We start from the raw sequence: 16,645 nt of genomic DNA on the forward strand, positions 1-16,645 counted from the left end.
GGTCAGGGTGATAACCTTAGTGACAGGCGGAAGCGGAAGTGGAAAATCTGAATATGGAGAAGCTCTGGTGGTAAGTTTTAACCGCCCGCTTAACTATTATGTGGCAACAATGGAGGTGCTGGGAAAAGAAAGCATGGAGAAGGTTAAACGCCACAGGGAGCAGCGGAAGGGGAAGGGGTTTATTACTTTGGAATGTAAGCGGAATCTGGGCATTCTTACACTGGATGATGCAGGGCAAGGAAATGTGTGTTCTGATAGTCAAATTTACGGCTTACAGTCTGATGCTGTTTCTCCGTCCGGCCTGGCCTTTCGGGGAAGCTCTGATTCCAAAGCGGGGAAGGCCGTACTTCTGGAGTGTATATCCAATCTGGCGGCAAATGAGATGTTTAGCGGGGAAAGCTGGAAAAGCTGCGGGGGGCTTGAGGCCCTTGCCTCCAGGATAGTCCGGGACATTGCCTCTTTGTCCTCTCAGGCAGAGGATATGGTGATCGTCACCAATGAGGTGGGAAGCGGAGGAGGGGTTTATGAAACGGAAACCATGGAGTACATCCGTCTGATGGGACTCATAAACCAGCAGCTGGCAGATATGGCAGACCGGGTGGTGGAAGTGGTTTACGGCATTCCTGTCGTTTGGAACGCCCCCGACGGCTCTGGAACAGCCTGTTTGAAAGGAGCAGAGGAATTATGAATGGACTCTATTCCTGTATCATTGCCATATCCATGTATTCCAGACTTCCCATGCCTAAGGTGGAGTGGAGGAAGGAGCGGATGGCCTATGTGATGTGCTGTTTTCCTATTGTAGGCCTGCTGGAGGGTGCGGCGCTGGCCTTGTGGTTCTGGCTGGGAATGAAGCTGTTCCGGTTTTCGGAGCTGTTTACAGCTCTGGCAGGAGCGGCTGTTCCGCTGCTGGTGACAGGGGGGATTCACATGGACGGCTTTCTGGATACCATGGATGCCCTCCACTCCTATGGAGACAGGGAACGTAAGCTGAATATATTAAAAGATCCTCATATTGGAGCCTTTGCCGTAATAGGTATGGCGGTCTACATGCTTATTTACACAGGTATCCTTTATGAATATACCTCTATGCTGGCTTCTGCCGGGGTACGTGGCAGGTCAGAAGGGATGCTATATTTCCTGCCTGTAGTGGCGTTTACAATGGAGCGGGCTTTCAGCGGCCTGTCGGTAGTGGCCTTTCCTTTGGCAAAGCAGGAGGGACTGGCTGCCGGGTTTGCAGCTGCTGCAAAGAAACGAATGGAACGGCTGGCGCTTTTGGCATGGGTGGCTTTCTGTGTGCTGGCCTCCGCCTTGTTTGGAATAGGAGGACTGGCTGCCGGTCTGGCTGTGCTGTCTGTTCAGCTTTTGGTGTTTGCCTGGTATTACCGTATGTCGTGGAGGCAGTTTGGGGGAGTGACAGGTGATTTGGCAGGGTTCTTTCTTCAGGTCTGCGAGGCTGCCAGCTTTGGAATCCTCGTACTTTTTTCGAAACTGGTTGTAATAGGAGGTCTGGCAGGATGATACTTGTAACAGGAGGAAGCGGTCAGGGTAAGAGAGGCTTTTCCCAAGGTGCCTTTGCAAAGTCAGGTCCGGGAAGCAGGGTGGTCTGGTGTGACGGAAGCAAGGCCGGCTGGGATACCTTTATGAGAGAGAAATGGGGTTGGAATTTTCATCTGTTTATCAGGCGGATAATGCTGGGTGAGGTGGCAGTTCCCCTGGAACGGATGTCATCCATGCTGGCTCAGAGGCTGCAGGAAATGGAGCTCCCCTGGACCCAGGAGGCTCGTAAGGGGCTGGCTTCGTTTCTGGTTCAAAGCCTGCTGGAGGGTAATGAAAACCGTATTCTGGTGACAGAAGAGATTGGCTGTGGAATCGTTCCGGCAGATCCTTTTGAGCGTATGTATCGGGAGGAGACAGGGCGCGTCTGCTGTCTGGCTGCAGCCGAAGCCCGGCAGGTGTGGCGTGTATGCTGCGGACTGGGGCAGAGAATCAAATGACAGTGAGGTTGATACAGAATGTGGACAGAATGGCTGGAATTATGGAAATTTCACTGGATAGCCCTGCTTTTAGGCTGTGTACTAGATTGGCTCCTTGGAGATCCACATGCCCTGCCTCATCCGGTGCGTCTGATGGGACGGATGATAGAGGGGCTGGAAAGGGGGCTGAGAGAAGGGCTTAAGGGCAGGGAGCGGCTGGCAGGATTTTTGCTGACCTGCATCATGTGCTTTGCCTGGAGCGTGATTCCCTGGCTGGCTCTTAAAATAGCAAGAGACGCTGCCATGCCGGGCTTATGGCCTGTACCCATGGCTTTAGAGGCCCTTCTGTGCTATGAAATGCTGGCTGCCAGAAGCTTGTGGAAGGAGAGCATGAAGGTCTGCTGCAGCCTGAATAGGAGAGATAGGGAAGGAGCCAGAAGACAGGTATCAATGATTGTAGGCAGGGATACCGCATCTTTGGATGAAGACGGAATTACAAGAGCGGCAGTGGAGACAGTGGCAGAAAATACGTCGGATGGAGTAGTTGCCCCATTTCTTTATATGATGCTGCTTGGCCCGGCGGGAGGCTGTTTGTATAAAGTGGTGAATACCATGGATTCTATGATTGGGTATAAAAATGAAAGATATCTGGAGTTTGGGCGGGCGGCGGCCAGGCTGGATGATTGGTTTAACTTTATTCCGGCCAGGCTTACAGGCTGTCTTATGGTTCTGACAGCCTGTATTTTACCGGGTATGGATGGAAGAAAGAGCCTTCGAATTTTTCTGAGGGACAGGAAGAAGCACGAAAGCCCCAATTCAGCCCACGCAGAGGCGGCCTGTGCCGGAGCTCTCCGTATCCGGCTGGCAGGAGATGCGTGGTATTTTGGAGTTCTCTGTAAAAAAGAGTTTATAGGAGATGATGAAAGACCTGTTGAGCCGGAAGATATTAAAAGAGCCAACCTGCTGATGATGGGATCGGAGGGGATTCTTGTGCTGGTGCTGGCGGCCATTGCGCTTTGTTGGAGTTAAAACCAGATACCCAGTGATTGGCAAACCTAAGCGTATGCTATTGTGAGAATAAAAACAGGGAGAGGTGGACAGTCATGGAATATCAGCATGGAGGTGACATTTACAGCCGTGAAATTGCTCTGGATTATTCAGCAAATATAAATCCCCTGGGACTTCCTCCAGGAGTTAGAAAGACGCTGAAGCAGTGTGTAGAGGGGGAACTATGCTCTCTTTATCCTGACAGCTCCTGCAGAGCTCTAAGGCAGGCTCTGGCACAGCATCATGGAATCCCGGAGGAGCATATTATCTGCGGTAATGGAGCGGCAGATTTGATATTTGGCCTGGCCGCTGCGCTGCGCCCGGAAAGGGGATTGGTTATGAGGCCCACCTTTTCCGAGTATGAGCAGGCTTTAAAAACAGTGGGAGCCAAAGTGGAGTATGTTTCTCTGGATGAGAGGAGGGGATTTGAACCTGATTTGGAGGCTATGTGCGCTTGCGTCCGCCAGGCAAAGGCTGAGGGAAGGGCATACGATATTGCGTTTTTATGTAATCCCAATAATCCTACAGGCATACCGTCAAGGAAGGAACAGGTGGAGCGGCTGGCCTGGGAATGTGAAAGAGCAGATACTTTGCTGGCAGTGGATGAATGCTTCTGTGATTTTATGGAGGAGTGGGAGGAGTGCTCTGTGATTCCTGCTCTAAAACGGTTTCAAAAGCTCTTTGTACTCAAGGCATTCACAAAGCTGTACGCAATGGCTGGACTCAGGCTGGGCTATGGACTTTCCTTTCACGGGGAGCTGCTTAAAGAGCTGTCTTTGGTACGCCAGCCCTGGTCTGTATCGGGGCTGGCTCAGAAAGCAGGAGAGGCGGCTTTGAAGGAAAAAGGGTATGTGAAAGAAACCAGAGCGCTTATCAGCAGGGAACGGCATTGGCTGAAGGACAGGCTGGAGGAGTTGGGCTGTCAGGTTTACGGTTCCAGGGCTAATTATCTGTTTTTCCGTTTTTTTCCAGCTACAGGAAACAGGAAAATAGGAGAGAGTCCAGAGGTGTTTCCAAGGGGATGGCTGTATCACAGGCTGCTGGAGAAAAAGGTTTTAATCCGAAGCTGCAGCAATTACTCTGGCCTGGACTTTGGCTATTACCGTATCTGTGTGAAAACAAGAGAGGAAAATGAGGCTCTAACAGCTTATATAAGAGAGGTAATACAAGGGTAAGAAGCAAAATAAGTTCATGTGAACAGGCGTCCAAGGCGGCGTGGAAGAATCAGAATAAGCAGGAGAAAGTAACATGTCAAAAAGCAAGGCGAAAGCAATTATGATTCAGGGAACCATGTCTAATGCAGGTAAAAGTGTTTTGGTGTCCGGGCTGTGCCGCATCTTTGCCCAGGATGGCTATCGGGTTGCGCCCTTTAAATCCCAAAATATGGCCTTAAATTCATTCATAACCGCAGAGGGCCTGGAAATGGGCCGGGCCCAGGCGGTTCAGGCTGAGGCAGCCAAAATCCTCCCATCCGTTGATATGAACCCGATTCTTTTAAAGCCTACCACAGATGTAGGATCTCAGGTAATTGTCAATGGCATATCCAGGGGAAATATGAAGGCAAAGGATTATTTTGCCTTCAAGCAGAAGCTGGTTCCCGATATACTGGCGGCCTACAGCCGGCTGGCCAAAACCTGTGATATTATTGTCATTGAAGGAGCAGGAAGCCCTGCGGAAATCAATCTGAAGGCGGATGATATTGTAAACATGGGTATGGCAAAAATGGCAGAAGCCCCAGTGCTTCTCACCGGAGATATTGATAGAGGAGGCGTCTTTGCGCAGCTGTACGGCACAGTGGCCCTGCTGACGGAGGAAGAGAGAGCCAGGGTAAAGGGGTTGATCATTAATAAATTCCGGGGAGATATAAGCATCCTTACGCCTGGCTGCCGCATGCTGGAGGAGCTGTGCCAAATTCCTGTGGTAGGGGTGGTGCCCTATATGGAGCTTGACATAGAGGACGAGGACAGTCTGAGCAGCCGTTTGGAATCAGGCTCAGGCTCCGGGCCATCGGGGATTGATTTGGCTGTTATCCGTTTTCCGAGGATATCGAATTTTACTGATTTTAATGTGTTTTCCCGATTTCCCGGAGTAACGGTCCGCTATGTTTCCAGGCTTTCACAGCTGGGAACTCCGGATATGGTTTTCCTTCCGGGGACCAAAAGCACCATAGAGGATTTGCTGTGGATGCGTCAGTCCGGCCTGGAGGCAGCGATTCTTAAGCTGGCAGACCGGCAGGTGCCTGTGTGGGGCATATGCGGAGGGTATCAGATGCTTGGCGAGCGGCTGATAGACCATGGGGGGGTGGAAGCTCAGAGCCTTAAAGAGGCGGCAGGCATGGGGCTGCTTCCTTTACGTACAGAGTTTTACAAGGAAAAGACCAGAACCCAGGTAGAGGGTTCCTTTGGAACGCTGGACGGATGTCTGGAGAGCCTTTCAGGCCGTTCTATCGCTGGCTATGAAATTCATATGGGGCAGAGTGTGATTGACCGTACGCATGGAGTGATGGACACGGTGCGTTTGGCACAATGGCGTTCTGAGCCGGAGCTTTGCAGGCCTGTGTCTTATCTTATGGAGATACAGGAAAAGGCCGTGGAATCTAAGAGGGTTAAAATGGATGGCTGGAATAGGGGGAATGTGTACGGCTCTTACGTACACGGCCTGTTTGACAGTCCTGGGATAGCCCAGGCAGTCATTCAGGCTTTGGCGGATAAAAAAGGACTTGCCCTGGAGGATTTGGACGCCACCGATTACAGGAGCTACCGGGAGAAGCAGTATGACAAACTGGCAGAAGCGTTGAGAAAATCGCTGGATATGGAGAAGCTATATGACATCATAGGGATAAAAAACAAACCATGATACTTTTTGATAATTAATAAGGCTGTCAGCGGCAGAACGGAGGTTTATATGAAACAGATTGAGTTAGAGCAGGTTCTTCCTTCTGAGATTGAGCGTCGTAGCTTTGAAATCATACAGGAGGAATTGGAGGCCATGGGGAAAAAACTGGAGAAGGACCAGGCGCCAATTATTAAGCGTACCATTCATACTACCGCGGATTTTTCCTATGCAGATAATCTTATATTTTCACCTCATGCTGTAGAAAAGGGGCTGGAGGCATTAAAGGAGGGGGCGGTCATTATTACCGATACTAATATGGGTCTGGCAGGAATCAATAAAAAACGGCTGGCATCCCTGGGCGGAGAGGCCTTCTGCTTTATGGCGGATAAGGACGTGGAGGAAAAAGCCAGGGCAAGAGGAACGACCAGGGCTCTGGCTAGTATGGAAAAGGCAGCCGATCTCTTCGGCAGGGGAGGTGTTTCCCGGCCTATTCTCTTTGCAATAGGAAATGCCCCTACTGCCCTGATACACCTTTATCAGCTCATTAAGGAGGGTCGTATTGCCCCCTCCCTCATCATCGGTGCGCCTGTAGGCTTTGTTAATGTGGTACAGTCTAAGGAGCTGATATTGACCCTGGAGCATACCTCTTACATCGTAGCCAGAGGCAGAAAAGGCGGCAGCAACGTTGCCGCCGCAATCTGCAATGCCCTTTTGTATCAGCTCCCAGGCTATAACCAATGAGTTATTTCTTTCCATTCCAGCAATAAGTACAAAGCTTACAAGGAGAAAGGCCGATGGACTCCACCAAATCGTCCAGCCTGTGATAACGCAGGGAAGTAAAATTTAAATGCTTGCGTATTTCTTCAATCATCTCCTCGTAATTTTGGCTGTCCGGATTTGCATAGTCAGCCAACACCTCGTCACTTACATCGTCCCCTTCTCTGTCACGGATTATCCGCCTTGTAATCAGATCCAGCTGCGAGGAAGAACGGGAAAAGTTAAGATAAGGACAGCCGAACATCAAAGGAGGGCAGGCCGGGCGGATATGAACCTCTCTGGCGCCGCTCTGATACAAAAATTCCGTAGTTTCTCCAAGCTGTGTCCCCCGTACAATCGAATCATCAATCAGAAGCAGTTTCTTGTTCCGAATCAGTGAGTCTACAGGAATCAGCTTCATTCTGGCAATCAGATTTCTCTGTCCCTGATTCTGAGGCATGAAAGACCGTGGCCAGGTAGGAGTATATTTAATAAAAGGTCTAGCGAAGGGAACCCCGGACGCGTTGGCGTATCCAATGGCGTGGGCGATTCCTGAATCGGGGACTCCGGCTACGATATCAGGCTGTGCCGAATCCCGCCTGGCTAACAGCCTGCCGCATTCATAACGCATCTGTTCCACGTTGACACCCTCGTAGGTAGAGGTGGGATAGCCGTAATAAACCCACAAAAAAGAGCATATTTTCATCTCCTTTTGGGGCTGTACCAGAGTTTTTACTCCTTCGGGAGTTATAAATACAATCTCTCCGGGCCCTAATTCCTTATAATCGGTATATCCCAGATTGATATACGCAAAACTTTCAAAGGAGGCACAGACTGCATCCTCCTTCTTACCAATTACAATAGGCGTTCTGCCATACTTATCTCTGGATGCATAGATTCCCTCAGAAGTCAGAAGAAGAATGGTCATGGAGCCTTCAATCCTGTCCTGCGCGTATTGAAGCCCTTCCGTCAGAGTGGATTTCTGGTTGATGAGGGCCGCAACCAGTTCGGTGGAGTTGATATGTCCGCCGCTCATCCCCATAAAATGGATGTGCCCATTTTCGTAGGCGGCCTTGATCAGCTCCTTTTTATTGGTAATCTTACCTACCGTAGTGATGGCAAAACTGCCCAGATGGGATTCAATCAAAAGAGGCTGCGGCTCGTTGTCGGAGATACATCCGATGCCCAGACAGCCCTTAAGCTCCTCCAGCTCCCCGTCAAATTTCGTGCGGAAGGGCGTATTTTCGATATTGTGAATAGAGCGTGTAAAGCCCTGATCGCCATAGACAGCCATTCCGCCTCTTTTGGTTCCCAGATGAGAGTGATAATCGACTCCAAAAAAAAGATCCAGCGTACAGCTGTTCTTCGATGCAACTCCAAATATTCCGCCCATGTTTCTGACTCCTTTTTTGTGTTTTTTCATGCGCCTACGGTATCAGCTGAAGGTACACCAGGCTCCTTCAAAACAATCATAACATATATTAGTAGTATAGGACAATATGTTCTATATATTATTTATACTTATTAAAAATCATAAGACTGCTTCTGTTTCTAAGAATTGCAAAAAAACAGAACCCATTGTATAATTTAAGTACATGGGGCGGGAGCGTATGTACAAAATCGACAAAGGGAAGGTACATGGGATGAATTTATATAGAATAATCCTGGTAGATGATGAGGAAGAGGTAAGGCAAAGTATTATTAAAAAGATAGACTGGGAGGACGCTGGCTTTTCGGTTGTGGGAGACGCGGAAAACGGTCAGGAAGCTTTGGAGAAGGTGGAAGCCCTGGAGCCGGATGTGATTCTTACAGATATCCGTATGCCCTATATGGACGGCTTGTCTCTGGCAGAACGTGTGCGCCAGAGGTACCCTTCCATCAAAATCGTGATTTTTTCTGGGTACGATGAGTTTGAATACGCCAAGCAGGCAATCAAGCTGAATGTGACAGAATATATTCTAAAGCCGGTCAATGTAGAGGAGCTGACAGCTATCCTAAAGCGCATTAAATCAAACCTGGACGAGGAGATAGAGCAGAAGCGCAATGTGAGCCTGCTGAGAGAAAATTATAGAAGAAACCTGCCGATTCTCAGAGAACAGTTTTTAAATGAGCTGGTAGGGGGAACTGCCTCCAGCCAGAATATGGAGGAACGGCTGATGGAATATCATATTCCCCTGGCGGGGGCCAAGAAATGGGTGGCTGCCGCTATTGATATAGGGAAGGAGGCTTTGGGAGCCGGAAGAGAGCTGCCTCTTCACAGGGAAAGGGATTTGATACCAATATCTGTAAAGCAGCTTTTTGGAGAAAAGCTGGAGCAGTACTGTCGATGCGCGGTATTTACCTCATCCCGGGCCTCCGGCTCCGAGCTGGCTCTGATTGCCGCTATCGACGGGGAGAACAGCCAGACCGGTCTTATTGATGTGCTTGGGGATATTTGCAAGGAGATAAGGAAGATTCTGGAGGTGCCGGTGACTGTGGGGATTGGCCATAGCTGTCAGGATTTGAAGGATATAGGAGGCTCCTACAAATCGGCGATGGATGCCCTGGGCTATAAGGCAATCGTAGGAGCCGGCGGTACTATTTATATCAATGATGTGGAGCCTGTAAGCAGCGGCCTTCTCCGTTTTGACAGCCGGGCTGAGGCGGCGCTTATGGCAGCGGTGAAGTTTGGCCCCAGGGAGCAGATCGAGGAGGCGGTAAGGGCAGTTGTAGATAAGATGATTGATGCCAAGGTGCATTTCAGCCAGTGCCAGGCCTACATGCTCAGCATCTCCAGCTCCATGATACAGATGATTCAGCAGTATGAGCTGGATATCACACAGCTGTCAGAGGGAGACGCTGCGGATACCTTTGCCATCATTCCCAAGATGGTGAAGGTGGAGGATTTTTCCAGGTGGCTTTTGTCCATGGCTCTCCATATAAATCAGGCCATGAATCAGGAGCGTGACAATACTATGAAGCAGGTGATTCAGAAGGCTAAGGAATATATTATGGAAAACTACCAGGACCCGGATCTGTCTGTAGAAAAGATATGCCGTCAGCTCCATCTGAGTCCAGCCTATTTTTCTACTATGTTTAAGAAGGAGACCGGGCAGGCCTATATCGCGTATCTGACTCAGGTGCGGCTTGACAAGGCGGTGGAGCTTCTCAATAAAACGGATGACAAAACCTATGTTATAGCTGCCAAGGTAGGTTATCAGGAGCAGAACTATTTCAGCTATGTCTTTAAAAAAAGGTTTGGAATTTCCCCCACGAAATTTAGGGGGGCGAAGTAAGGAGTAATGCCATGGGCTTAACAAAGCGGAATATTATCAGCCAAAAGGCCAGTATCCGTTATATTATATTCATCTATTTTACCTTGACAGCCCTGACAGCCAGCGTATTCATCGGCGTTTCCCTGTATTCAAGGCTGGCCAGCCAGATGGAGTCTGCCATACAGGAGGAGAACCAGATTCTGGTTAACCAGATTAGCCGATATATGGATTCCTATCTGAGAACTGTTATGAAATTGTCTGATTCTCTGTATTACGGGGCGATTAAAAATGCAGATCTGTCGGATCACTCCATTGCCAGTGACATCACCCTTCTGTATGACAATAATAAAGATAACATCGAAAATATAGCTTTGTTGTCAAAGAGCGGGCAAATGCTGGAAGCCGTTCCGGCAGCCCGTCTAAAAAGCGGCATAGATGTAACAGAAGAAAATTGGTTCCAATATGCGCTGGAAAAGACAGAAAACCTTCATTTCTCCACGCCCCATATTCAGACTGTATTTGACCTGGGGGAAAGTCAGTACCGCTGGGTAATTTCCTTGTCCAGGGCAGTGGAAATCACCCAGGGGCCATACACGGATCAAGGCGTTCTCCTGATTGATATTCGCTATAACAGCCTGGAGCAGCTATTTGACGGTGTGAGTCTTGGGAATGGAGGATATGTGTACCTTATCAGCAGCGACGGAGAGATCATCTATCATCCCAGAGCCCAGCTGATTGATTCCGGCATTGCGCAGGAAAATAATAACAGGGTTTCGTCCCTGCGGGATGGAAATTATGAGGAGGTTTTTAACGGGAAAAAACGGATGCTGACTGTGAAAACAGTGGGTTATACGGGATGGAAGATTGTGGGAGTAACGCCTTTGGACAGAATGGCCCTTAATACCATTAAAACAAGGCTTTTGATTGTGTTTATCATTGCCTTTGTACTCTTTATTCTGTCCATTATTAATTCCTATATTTCCACCAGAATCACAGATCCCATCAAGGAGCTGGAAAAAGCGGTTAATGAGATAGAATCAGGGAATCTGGAGGCAGAGGTGAAAAGCGGCGGCTCCTATGAGATACAGCATCTTGGCGCCTCGATACAGAACATGGCAAGGCAGATCCGCCGCCTGATGGATGATGTTGTGGCTGAGCACGAATCAAAGCGCAGAAGCGAGTTTGATACGCTTCAGTCCCAGATAAATCCTCATTTTCTTTACAATACGCTGGATATTATTGTGTGGATGATTGAAAATGAAAAGCAGTCCCAGGCGGTAAAGGCAGTAACGGCTCTGGCCCGTTTTTTCCGCATCAGTCTGAGCCGGGGCAGGAGCATTATACCCGTGGGTGATGAGCTGGAGCATGTGCGCAACTATCTTATGATCCAGCATATGCGCTATAAAAATAAATTTTCTTATAGCATTGAGGCTCAGGAGCAGGTAATGGGATTGGCCAGCTTAAAGCTTTTACTGCAGCCTCTGGTGGAAAACGCGATTTACCACGGCATGGAATTCATGGACGGTGATGGGGAAATAAGCATACGGGCATGGATGGACAAGGGGGATCTGTATATGAGCGTTTCGGACAACGGACTTGGAATGACCAGGGAACAAGTCGGGCGTTTGTTCTGTGACGCAGATCATACTCCATCAAAGAGGGGCTCAGGCATCGGTGTTAAAAATGTAAACGAACGGATTAAGCTATACTTCGGAGGAGATTACGGCCTTATCATTGAGTCAGAGCCAGACGAGGGAACTACGGTTACAGCCCATTTGCCGGCCATACCCTACGATGATCTGAAGAAAGAGGTATCAAATGTCAAATAGGGAAAAATTTCTGTGGTGTATGTATGCCGGTGTTCTGATTCTCTTGTTCCTTATGTCCTCTACCGATCTGATAATTAAGGAAAAGAAAGCGGAAATATTGCCAATATCAGTGATCATTGAGGATGCAGGAGATGATTACTATATTAATTATAAAAAGGGAATGGATAAGGCGGCGGAGGAATTTCTCTGTGATGTGAATTTTATCACCCTATACAGGACAAACGACCATGAACAGCAGATGGAGCTGGTTCAAAGAGAGATACGGGATGGAGCGAAGGCAGTTATCTTGTCTCCTGTGAATGAAAGCAATGCCGTCATGGCTCTGGAACAGCTGAAGCCTAGCTGCCCTATTATCCTTTTAGGAGTTCCTGTACCCAGCGAATATGTGGCTGACACCATATCCCTTGACAGCTATGGGATGGGGGAAATGACGGCAAAGGCTGTAATCAAACAAGCTCCCCAGGAGGTGCCCGTATATCTTTTTACAGAAGGAATTTTGTATGGAGACAACGCCAATGTGTATGATGGAGTGAGGTCGTCTCTGGAGGAGCAGGGCTTTACCTGCCGCCTGGTAGAGAGAAAGGATGATGATACCTACCGTAAGGTAATCGAGGAAACCGTGTATCCAGGGGACGGACAGATTACCATTGTCGCTATGGATACTCCGTCACTGGATCAGGTGGCCCGGATTCTGGAGGGAAGCACGGTCTACCAGGATCATGTGTCCGGGCTTTACGGAATCGGAAGCACTACAGCCATACTCAACAGCGTGGACAAGGGAATCATCAGAGGCATTGCGGCTTACAGCCAGTTTAACCAGGGATACCTGAGTGTAAAGAGGGCTGTGGAAGCCATACAGGGAAGCCGGCAGGGACAGCATATCAAGCTGCCTGCTGTGTATATTCACAAGGAGAATCTGAGAGATAAGCAGTATGAGAAAATGTTTTATCCGATTGAATAGAAAGAAGCGGCATAAGGAGGAGGAATATGAAGAAGCGTTGGGTTTACGGACTGGCAGGTGTGGCTCTGGCCGTTTTACTGACGGCACTTTGGCTCTGCCGGTGGGAGAAGAAGGATGGACCACAGAAACGGACTTCTATGCGTATTGGAGTTTTGCTGTACAGAGGGGACGACACCTTTATCAGTACCCTACGGATGGCTTTGGAGAAACAGGCCAAGGAGTATGAGCAGGAGTCTGGAATTAAGGTAACTCTGGACATAATGGATGCCAAAAGCAGTCAAAATACCCAAAACAGCCAGGTAGAGCGCCTTATTTCTCTGGGCTGCGACGCGCTTTGCGTCAATATTGTGGACAGGTCGGCTGCCTCCATTATCATTGATAAGGCTATGGCCGCAGGGATGCCGGTGGTGTTTTTTAACCGGGAGCCGGTAGAGGAGGACATGAATCGTTGGGAAAAGCTTTACTATGTGGGAACAGACGCCAAGGAATCCGCTGTGCTTCAGGGGGAAATTCTGGTGGATGCCTATAGGAAGAATCCACGTATTCTGGACAGGAATGGAGACGGAATTGTAAAATATGTATTGCTGGAGGGGGAGACAAGTCATCAGGATTCACTGATCCGCACCGAATGGTCTATTCAAACGCTAAAGGATGGAAACGTACCCTTGGAAAAGCTCACAGGAGGCATTGCCAACTGGGAGCGCAGTCAGGCCTCAGCTCTGATGGAGCAGTGGCTGGAGGAATATCCGGATCAGATAGAACTGGTTATCTGCAACAATGATGATATGGCGCTGGGAGCCATTGACGCCATAGAAAGAGAGGGGATTGTAGGAGGTTCGATTAAGCTGGTAGGGATTGACGGTATTCCGGCTGGACAGGAGGCTCTGAAAGCAGGAAAGCTGTTTGGAACGGTTGAGTCGGATAAGGAGCAATATGCAAAGCTCATTTTTGATATTGCTTCCAGCCTTGCGAAAGGAAAGGATGCAAAGGAGAAGGCTGATTTGGAAAAGGAGAAATATTACTGGTGCCCCCAGAGGGTTCTTACACAGCAAAAATACTAATATCAAAGAAATTTTATAATGATTCTTAGAAAATCACATAGAAAAATGCATAAACTAGACGTATAATACCCTTGTCGTCAAGAAAAAATCACTAAATACGACAAACCATATTATAAGCAAGGGAGGATTTTACAGCATGAGATTAGTTAAGAAGGCAGCAGCTATTGCAGTGGCATCTATGATGGTTATGTCTATGGCAGGCTGCGGCAGCAAACCGGCAGAGACAACTGCGGCAGCCACTGAGGCCGCAACAGAGGCAGCTAGCGAGGCTGCAACAGAGGCAGCGGAAGCGGCAGCTTCAGAGGTGGCTGCGGTTTCAGGAGCTACAGTGGATGTTTCTGACAAGAAGGTGGGCATCAGCATTTACAAGTTCGATGACAACTTTATGACCCTTTACAGAACAGAATTAGAGAGATATCTGACTGAGGAGCTTGGATTTAAGAAGGAGAATGTTGTTATTCAGGACGGTAAGGGCGATCAGGCTGAACAGACCAATCAGATCCAGAACTTTATTACCCAGAAGTATGATGTTCTGATTCTGAATCTGGTACAGGCCTCCTCTGCTCCAGAGATTACGGATATGTGCAAGGAAGCCGGAATTCCGGTTGTATACATTAACCGTGAGCCGGATGTTGCGGAGGAAGAAAGATGGGCAAGCGAGAAGATTCAGGCTACCTATGTAGGCTGCGACGCAAGACAGTCCGGTACATATCAGGGTGAAGAAATTCTTGAAACCTCTAATAAGGGAGACATTAACGGCGATGGGAAGGTTTCCTACATCATGATTCAGGGTGATCCTGAGAATGTTGACGCACAGTACAGAACCGAGTTCTCTGTTAAGGCTTTAACCGATGCTGGTGTAGAGGTTGAGGAGCTGTTAAAGCAGCGCGGCGACTGGGATCAGGCCAAGGCTCAGCAGATTGCCCAGGATGCTTTGAACCAGTATGGAGACAAGATTGAGGTTATCTTCTGCAATAATGACGCTATGGCTCTTGGTGCATTACAGGCAATCGAGGCAGCTGGACGCAAGGTGAATGAAGATGTTTACCTGGTAGGCGTTGACGCCCTGACAGAGGCGGTACAGAACGTACTGGATGGCAAGCAGACCGGCACTGTATTTAACGACCACTTTACACAGGCTAAGATGGCTGCGGATCTGGCTGTTAAATACTTAAGCGGCGAGGCTGTAGAGCCGGTTAATATGGTAGATTATATCAAAGTTACCAAAGACAACGCTCAGCAGATTCTGGATCAGTTAAAGTAACTTTAAGCAGCTAGTGATTGAAACCGGGGGTGTCGGTGGGCACGCCCGGTTTTTTAAAGAAGGAAATTGACAGGGAGCGGAAGCGTATTTTAGAAGAAAGCATTTGAAAGGAGTAACGGGATGGCAGAGCAGTACAGACTGGAAATGGTAGGGGTCAGCAAAACCTTCCCCGGCGTAAAGGCACTGGATGGAATCAACTTGAAAGTACGTCCCGGAACCGTTCATGCTCTGATGGGCGAGAACGGAGCAGGCAAATCAACGCTTATGAAATGCCTTTTCGGTATCTATAAAATGGATGAAGGACAGATCTTTATCGATGGAACAAAGGTGGACATCACCAATCCAGATGAAGCCCTTCATAAGGGGCTGGCGATGGTTCATCAGGAGCTACAGCCCATACCCGAACGTTCCATAGCGGAAAATATGTATCTGGGCAGATACCCGGTGAAGGGTTTTGGCCCCTTTAAAATGGTAAACCACAAGGCCATGAACAGTGAGGCCGAAAAATGGCTGAAGGATGTAAAAATGAATTTCAATCCCAAGGCAAAGCTGGGAACATTATCAATCGGACAGATGCAGTCAGTGGAGATTGCAAAGGCAGTCAGCCAGAATGCCAGGCTGGTGATTCTGGACGAGCCGACCTCCTCACTGACTGATAATGAGGTGGAAGCCCTTTTCAGAATTATAAGGGACTTAAAGTCCAGAGGCGTTTCCATGATATACATCAGCCATAAGATGGCGGAGATCCGCCAGATTGCAGATGACATTACAATCATGCGTGACGGCACCTATGTAGGCTCCTGGAAAATAAAGGATATTTCGGATGATGAGATTGTAAAGCAGATGGTTGGCCGTGAGCTGACCAACGTATATCCCCCCAAGGGTGACTACAGAACGGATGAAACTGTGCTTAAGGTAACGAAGCTTTGCAGTATTCATGAACGTTCCTTCCAGGACTGCTCCTTTGAACTGAAGCGGGGAGAGATTCTGGGCTTTGGCGGACTGGTAGGCGCCCAGAGGACAGAGCTTATGGAGGCAATCTTCGGCATGCGCCATATAGCCAGCGGGGAGATAGAAATCCTTGGCAAAAAGCGCGTCATTAAGCAGCCCCGTGATGCCATTAATGACTCTGTGGGGATGATCACAGAGGACAGGCGGGGAACCGGTATTTTAGGCTGCCTGAGTATTGATGATAATACAGCGATTGCATCTTATAAGAACTATACCCATTTTGGCAAGATTAATAAAAAAGAAGTGGATGCGGTTGTAAAGGACAGCATTTCAAAATTAAGCATCAAGACGCCAAGCGGCAAGACTCTGATACGATCCTTGTCGGGCGGTAACCAGCAGAAGGTTATTATAGCCAGATGGCTTGCCAACAATCCTGATATACTGATTATGGATGAGCCTACTAGAGGTATTGATGTAGGAGCCAAATATGAAATTTACCAGATCATGATTGATCTTGTAAAGCAAGGAAAATCCATTATTATGATTTCATCTGAAATGCCTGAGCTGATTGGTATGTCGAATCGGATTATCGTTATGTGCAACGGACATATTACAGGAGAGGTAGAAGATGAGGAAGCAACCCAGGAGAAGATTATGGCCTACGCAACTCAGTTCATCTAGGGTAAGGCAACAAAGGATTTCAAACAGGAGGTT

14 protein-coding genes are annotated in these 16,645 nt (G+C 48.5%); 13 read left to right on the forward strand and 1 reads right to left on the reverse strand.

Translation table 11 applies throughout. The annotated features are described in order from the left end of the window. The first annotated feature begins 7 nt into the window (after positions 1-7). The 7 genes from FYJ39_RS01110 to FYJ39_RS01140 all read left to right on the forward strand — a co-directional run bounded on the left by FYJ39_RS01110 (position 8) and on the right by FYJ39_RS01140 (position 6,596). Entirely contained in the window at positions 8-688 is a 681-nt protein-coding gene (locus tag FYJ39_RS01110) for a bifunctional adenosylcobinamide kinase/adenosylcobinamide-phosphate guanylyltransferase (protein WP_178258109.1), read from the forward strand. Beyond that, positions 685-1,518 carry an adenosylcobinamide-GDP ribazoletransferase gene (locus tag FYJ39_RS01115; protein WP_154470624.1) on the forward strand — a complete coding sequence of 278 codons (834 nt, stop codon included), beginning with the start codon at positions 685-687 and terminating at the stop codon, positions 1,516-1,518. The genes FYJ39_RS01110 and FYJ39_RS01115 overlap by 4 nt, the downstream gene beginning before the upstream one ends. Beyond that, on the forward strand, positions 1,515-1,994 hold the full coding sequence (locus FYJ39_RS01120) for a bifunctional adenosylcobinamide kinase/adenosylcobinamide-phosphate guanylyltransferase (protein ID WP_154470625.1): 480 nt from the start codon (positions 1,515-1,517) through the stop codon (positions 1,992-1,994). Before FYJ39_RS01115 ends, FYJ39_RS01120 begins: the two co-directional genes overlap by 4 nt. An 18-nt stretch (positions 1,995-2,012) precedes the next feature. Continuing rightward, positions 2,013-3,002, forward strand: a complete 990-nt coding sequence (cbiB, locus tag FYJ39_RS01125; protein ID WP_154470626.1) for an adenosylcobinamide-phosphate synthase CbiB — start codon at positions 2,013-2,015, stop codon at positions 3,000-3,002. 74 nt (positions 3,003-3,076) lie between these two features. Further along, positions 3,077-4,195, forward strand: coding sequence for a pyridoxal phosphate-dependent aminotransferase (locus tag FYJ39_RS01130; protein ID WP_154470627.1), 1,119 nt, complete (start codon positions 3,077-3,079; stop codon positions 4,193-4,195). 73 nt (positions 4,196-4,268) lie between these two features. Then, positions 4,269-5,876: a cobyric acid synthase gene (locus tag FYJ39_RS01135; RefSeq protein WP_235919694.1), complete on the forward strand. Its 1,608-nt coding sequence runs from the start codon at positions 4,269-4,271 to the stop codon at positions 5,874-5,876. Positions 5,877-5,924: 48 nt separating this feature from the next. Next, positions 5,925-6,596 carry a precorrin-8X methylmutase gene (locus FYJ39_RS01140; RefSeq protein ID WP_154470628.1) on the forward strand — a complete coding sequence of 224 codons (672 nt, stop codon included), beginning with the start codon at positions 5,925-5,927 and terminating at the stop codon, positions 6,594-6,596. Between the two features lies 1 nt (position 6,597). Here FYJ39_RS01140 and FYJ39_RS01145 read toward each other — a convergent pair whose 3' ends face one another. Beyond that, positions 6,598-8,004, reverse strand: a complete 1,407-nt coding sequence (locus FYJ39_RS01145; protein ID WP_154470629.1) for an amidophosphoribosyltransferase — start codon at positions 8,002-8,004, stop codon at positions 6,598-6,600. Between the two features lie 250 nt (positions 8,005-8,254). Between FYJ39_RS01145 and FYJ39_RS01150 the strand changes: the two genes are divergently transcribed. From FYJ39_RS01150 to FYJ39_RS01175, 6 genes are all read left to right on the forward strand, one after another. Further along, on the forward strand, positions 8,255-9,886 hold the full coding sequence (locus FYJ39_RS01150) for a response regulator transcription factor (RefSeq protein WP_154470630.1): 1,632 nt from the start codon (positions 8,255-8,257) through the stop codon (positions 9,884-9,886). Positions 9,887-9,897: 11 nt separating this feature from the next. Then, complete coding sequence (locus tag FYJ39_RS01155) at positions 9,898-11,694, forward strand: sensor histidine kinase (protein WP_154470631.1); 1,797 nt, start codon at positions 9,898-9,900, stop codon at positions 11,692-11,694. Continuing rightward, a complete protein-coding gene (locus tag FYJ39_RS01160; protein ID WP_154470632.1) occupies positions 11,684-12,655 on the forward strand; it encodes a sugar ABC transporter substrate-binding protein in 972 nt (323 codons plus the stop codon). Before FYJ39_RS01155 ends, FYJ39_RS01160 begins: the two co-directional genes overlap by 11 nt. 26 nt (positions 12,656-12,681) lie before the next feature. Continuing rightward, complete coding sequence (locus FYJ39_RS01165) at positions 12,682-13,716, forward strand: galactose ABC transporter substrate-binding protein (RefSeq protein ID WP_154470633.1); 1,035 nt, start codon at positions 12,682-12,684, stop codon at positions 13,714-13,716. 136 nt (positions 13,717-13,852) lie between these two features. Further along, the gene (locus tag FYJ39_RS01170; RefSeq protein WP_154470634.1) at positions 13,853-14,980 is read left to right on the forward strand and encodes a galactose ABC transporter substrate-binding protein; all 1,128 of its coding nucleotides are present in this window, start codon (positions 13,853-13,855) and stop codon (positions 14,978-14,980) included. Between the two features lie 120 nt (positions 14,981-15,100). Continuing rightward, positions 15,101-16,612 (forward strand): sugar ABC transporter ATP-binding protein, encoded by a 1,512-nt coding sequence (locus tag FYJ39_RS01175; RefSeq protein ID WP_154470635.1) that lies wholly within the window; start codon positions 15,101-15,103, stop codon positions 16,610-16,612. The last annotated feature ends 33 nt before the right edge of the window (positions 16,613-16,645 follow it).

Source organism: Clostridium porci (genome assembly GCF_009696375.1).
In the GTDB taxonomy this organism is placed as follows: Bacteria; Bacillota; Clostridia; order Lachnospirales; family Lachnospiraceae; genus Enterocloster; species Enterocloster porci.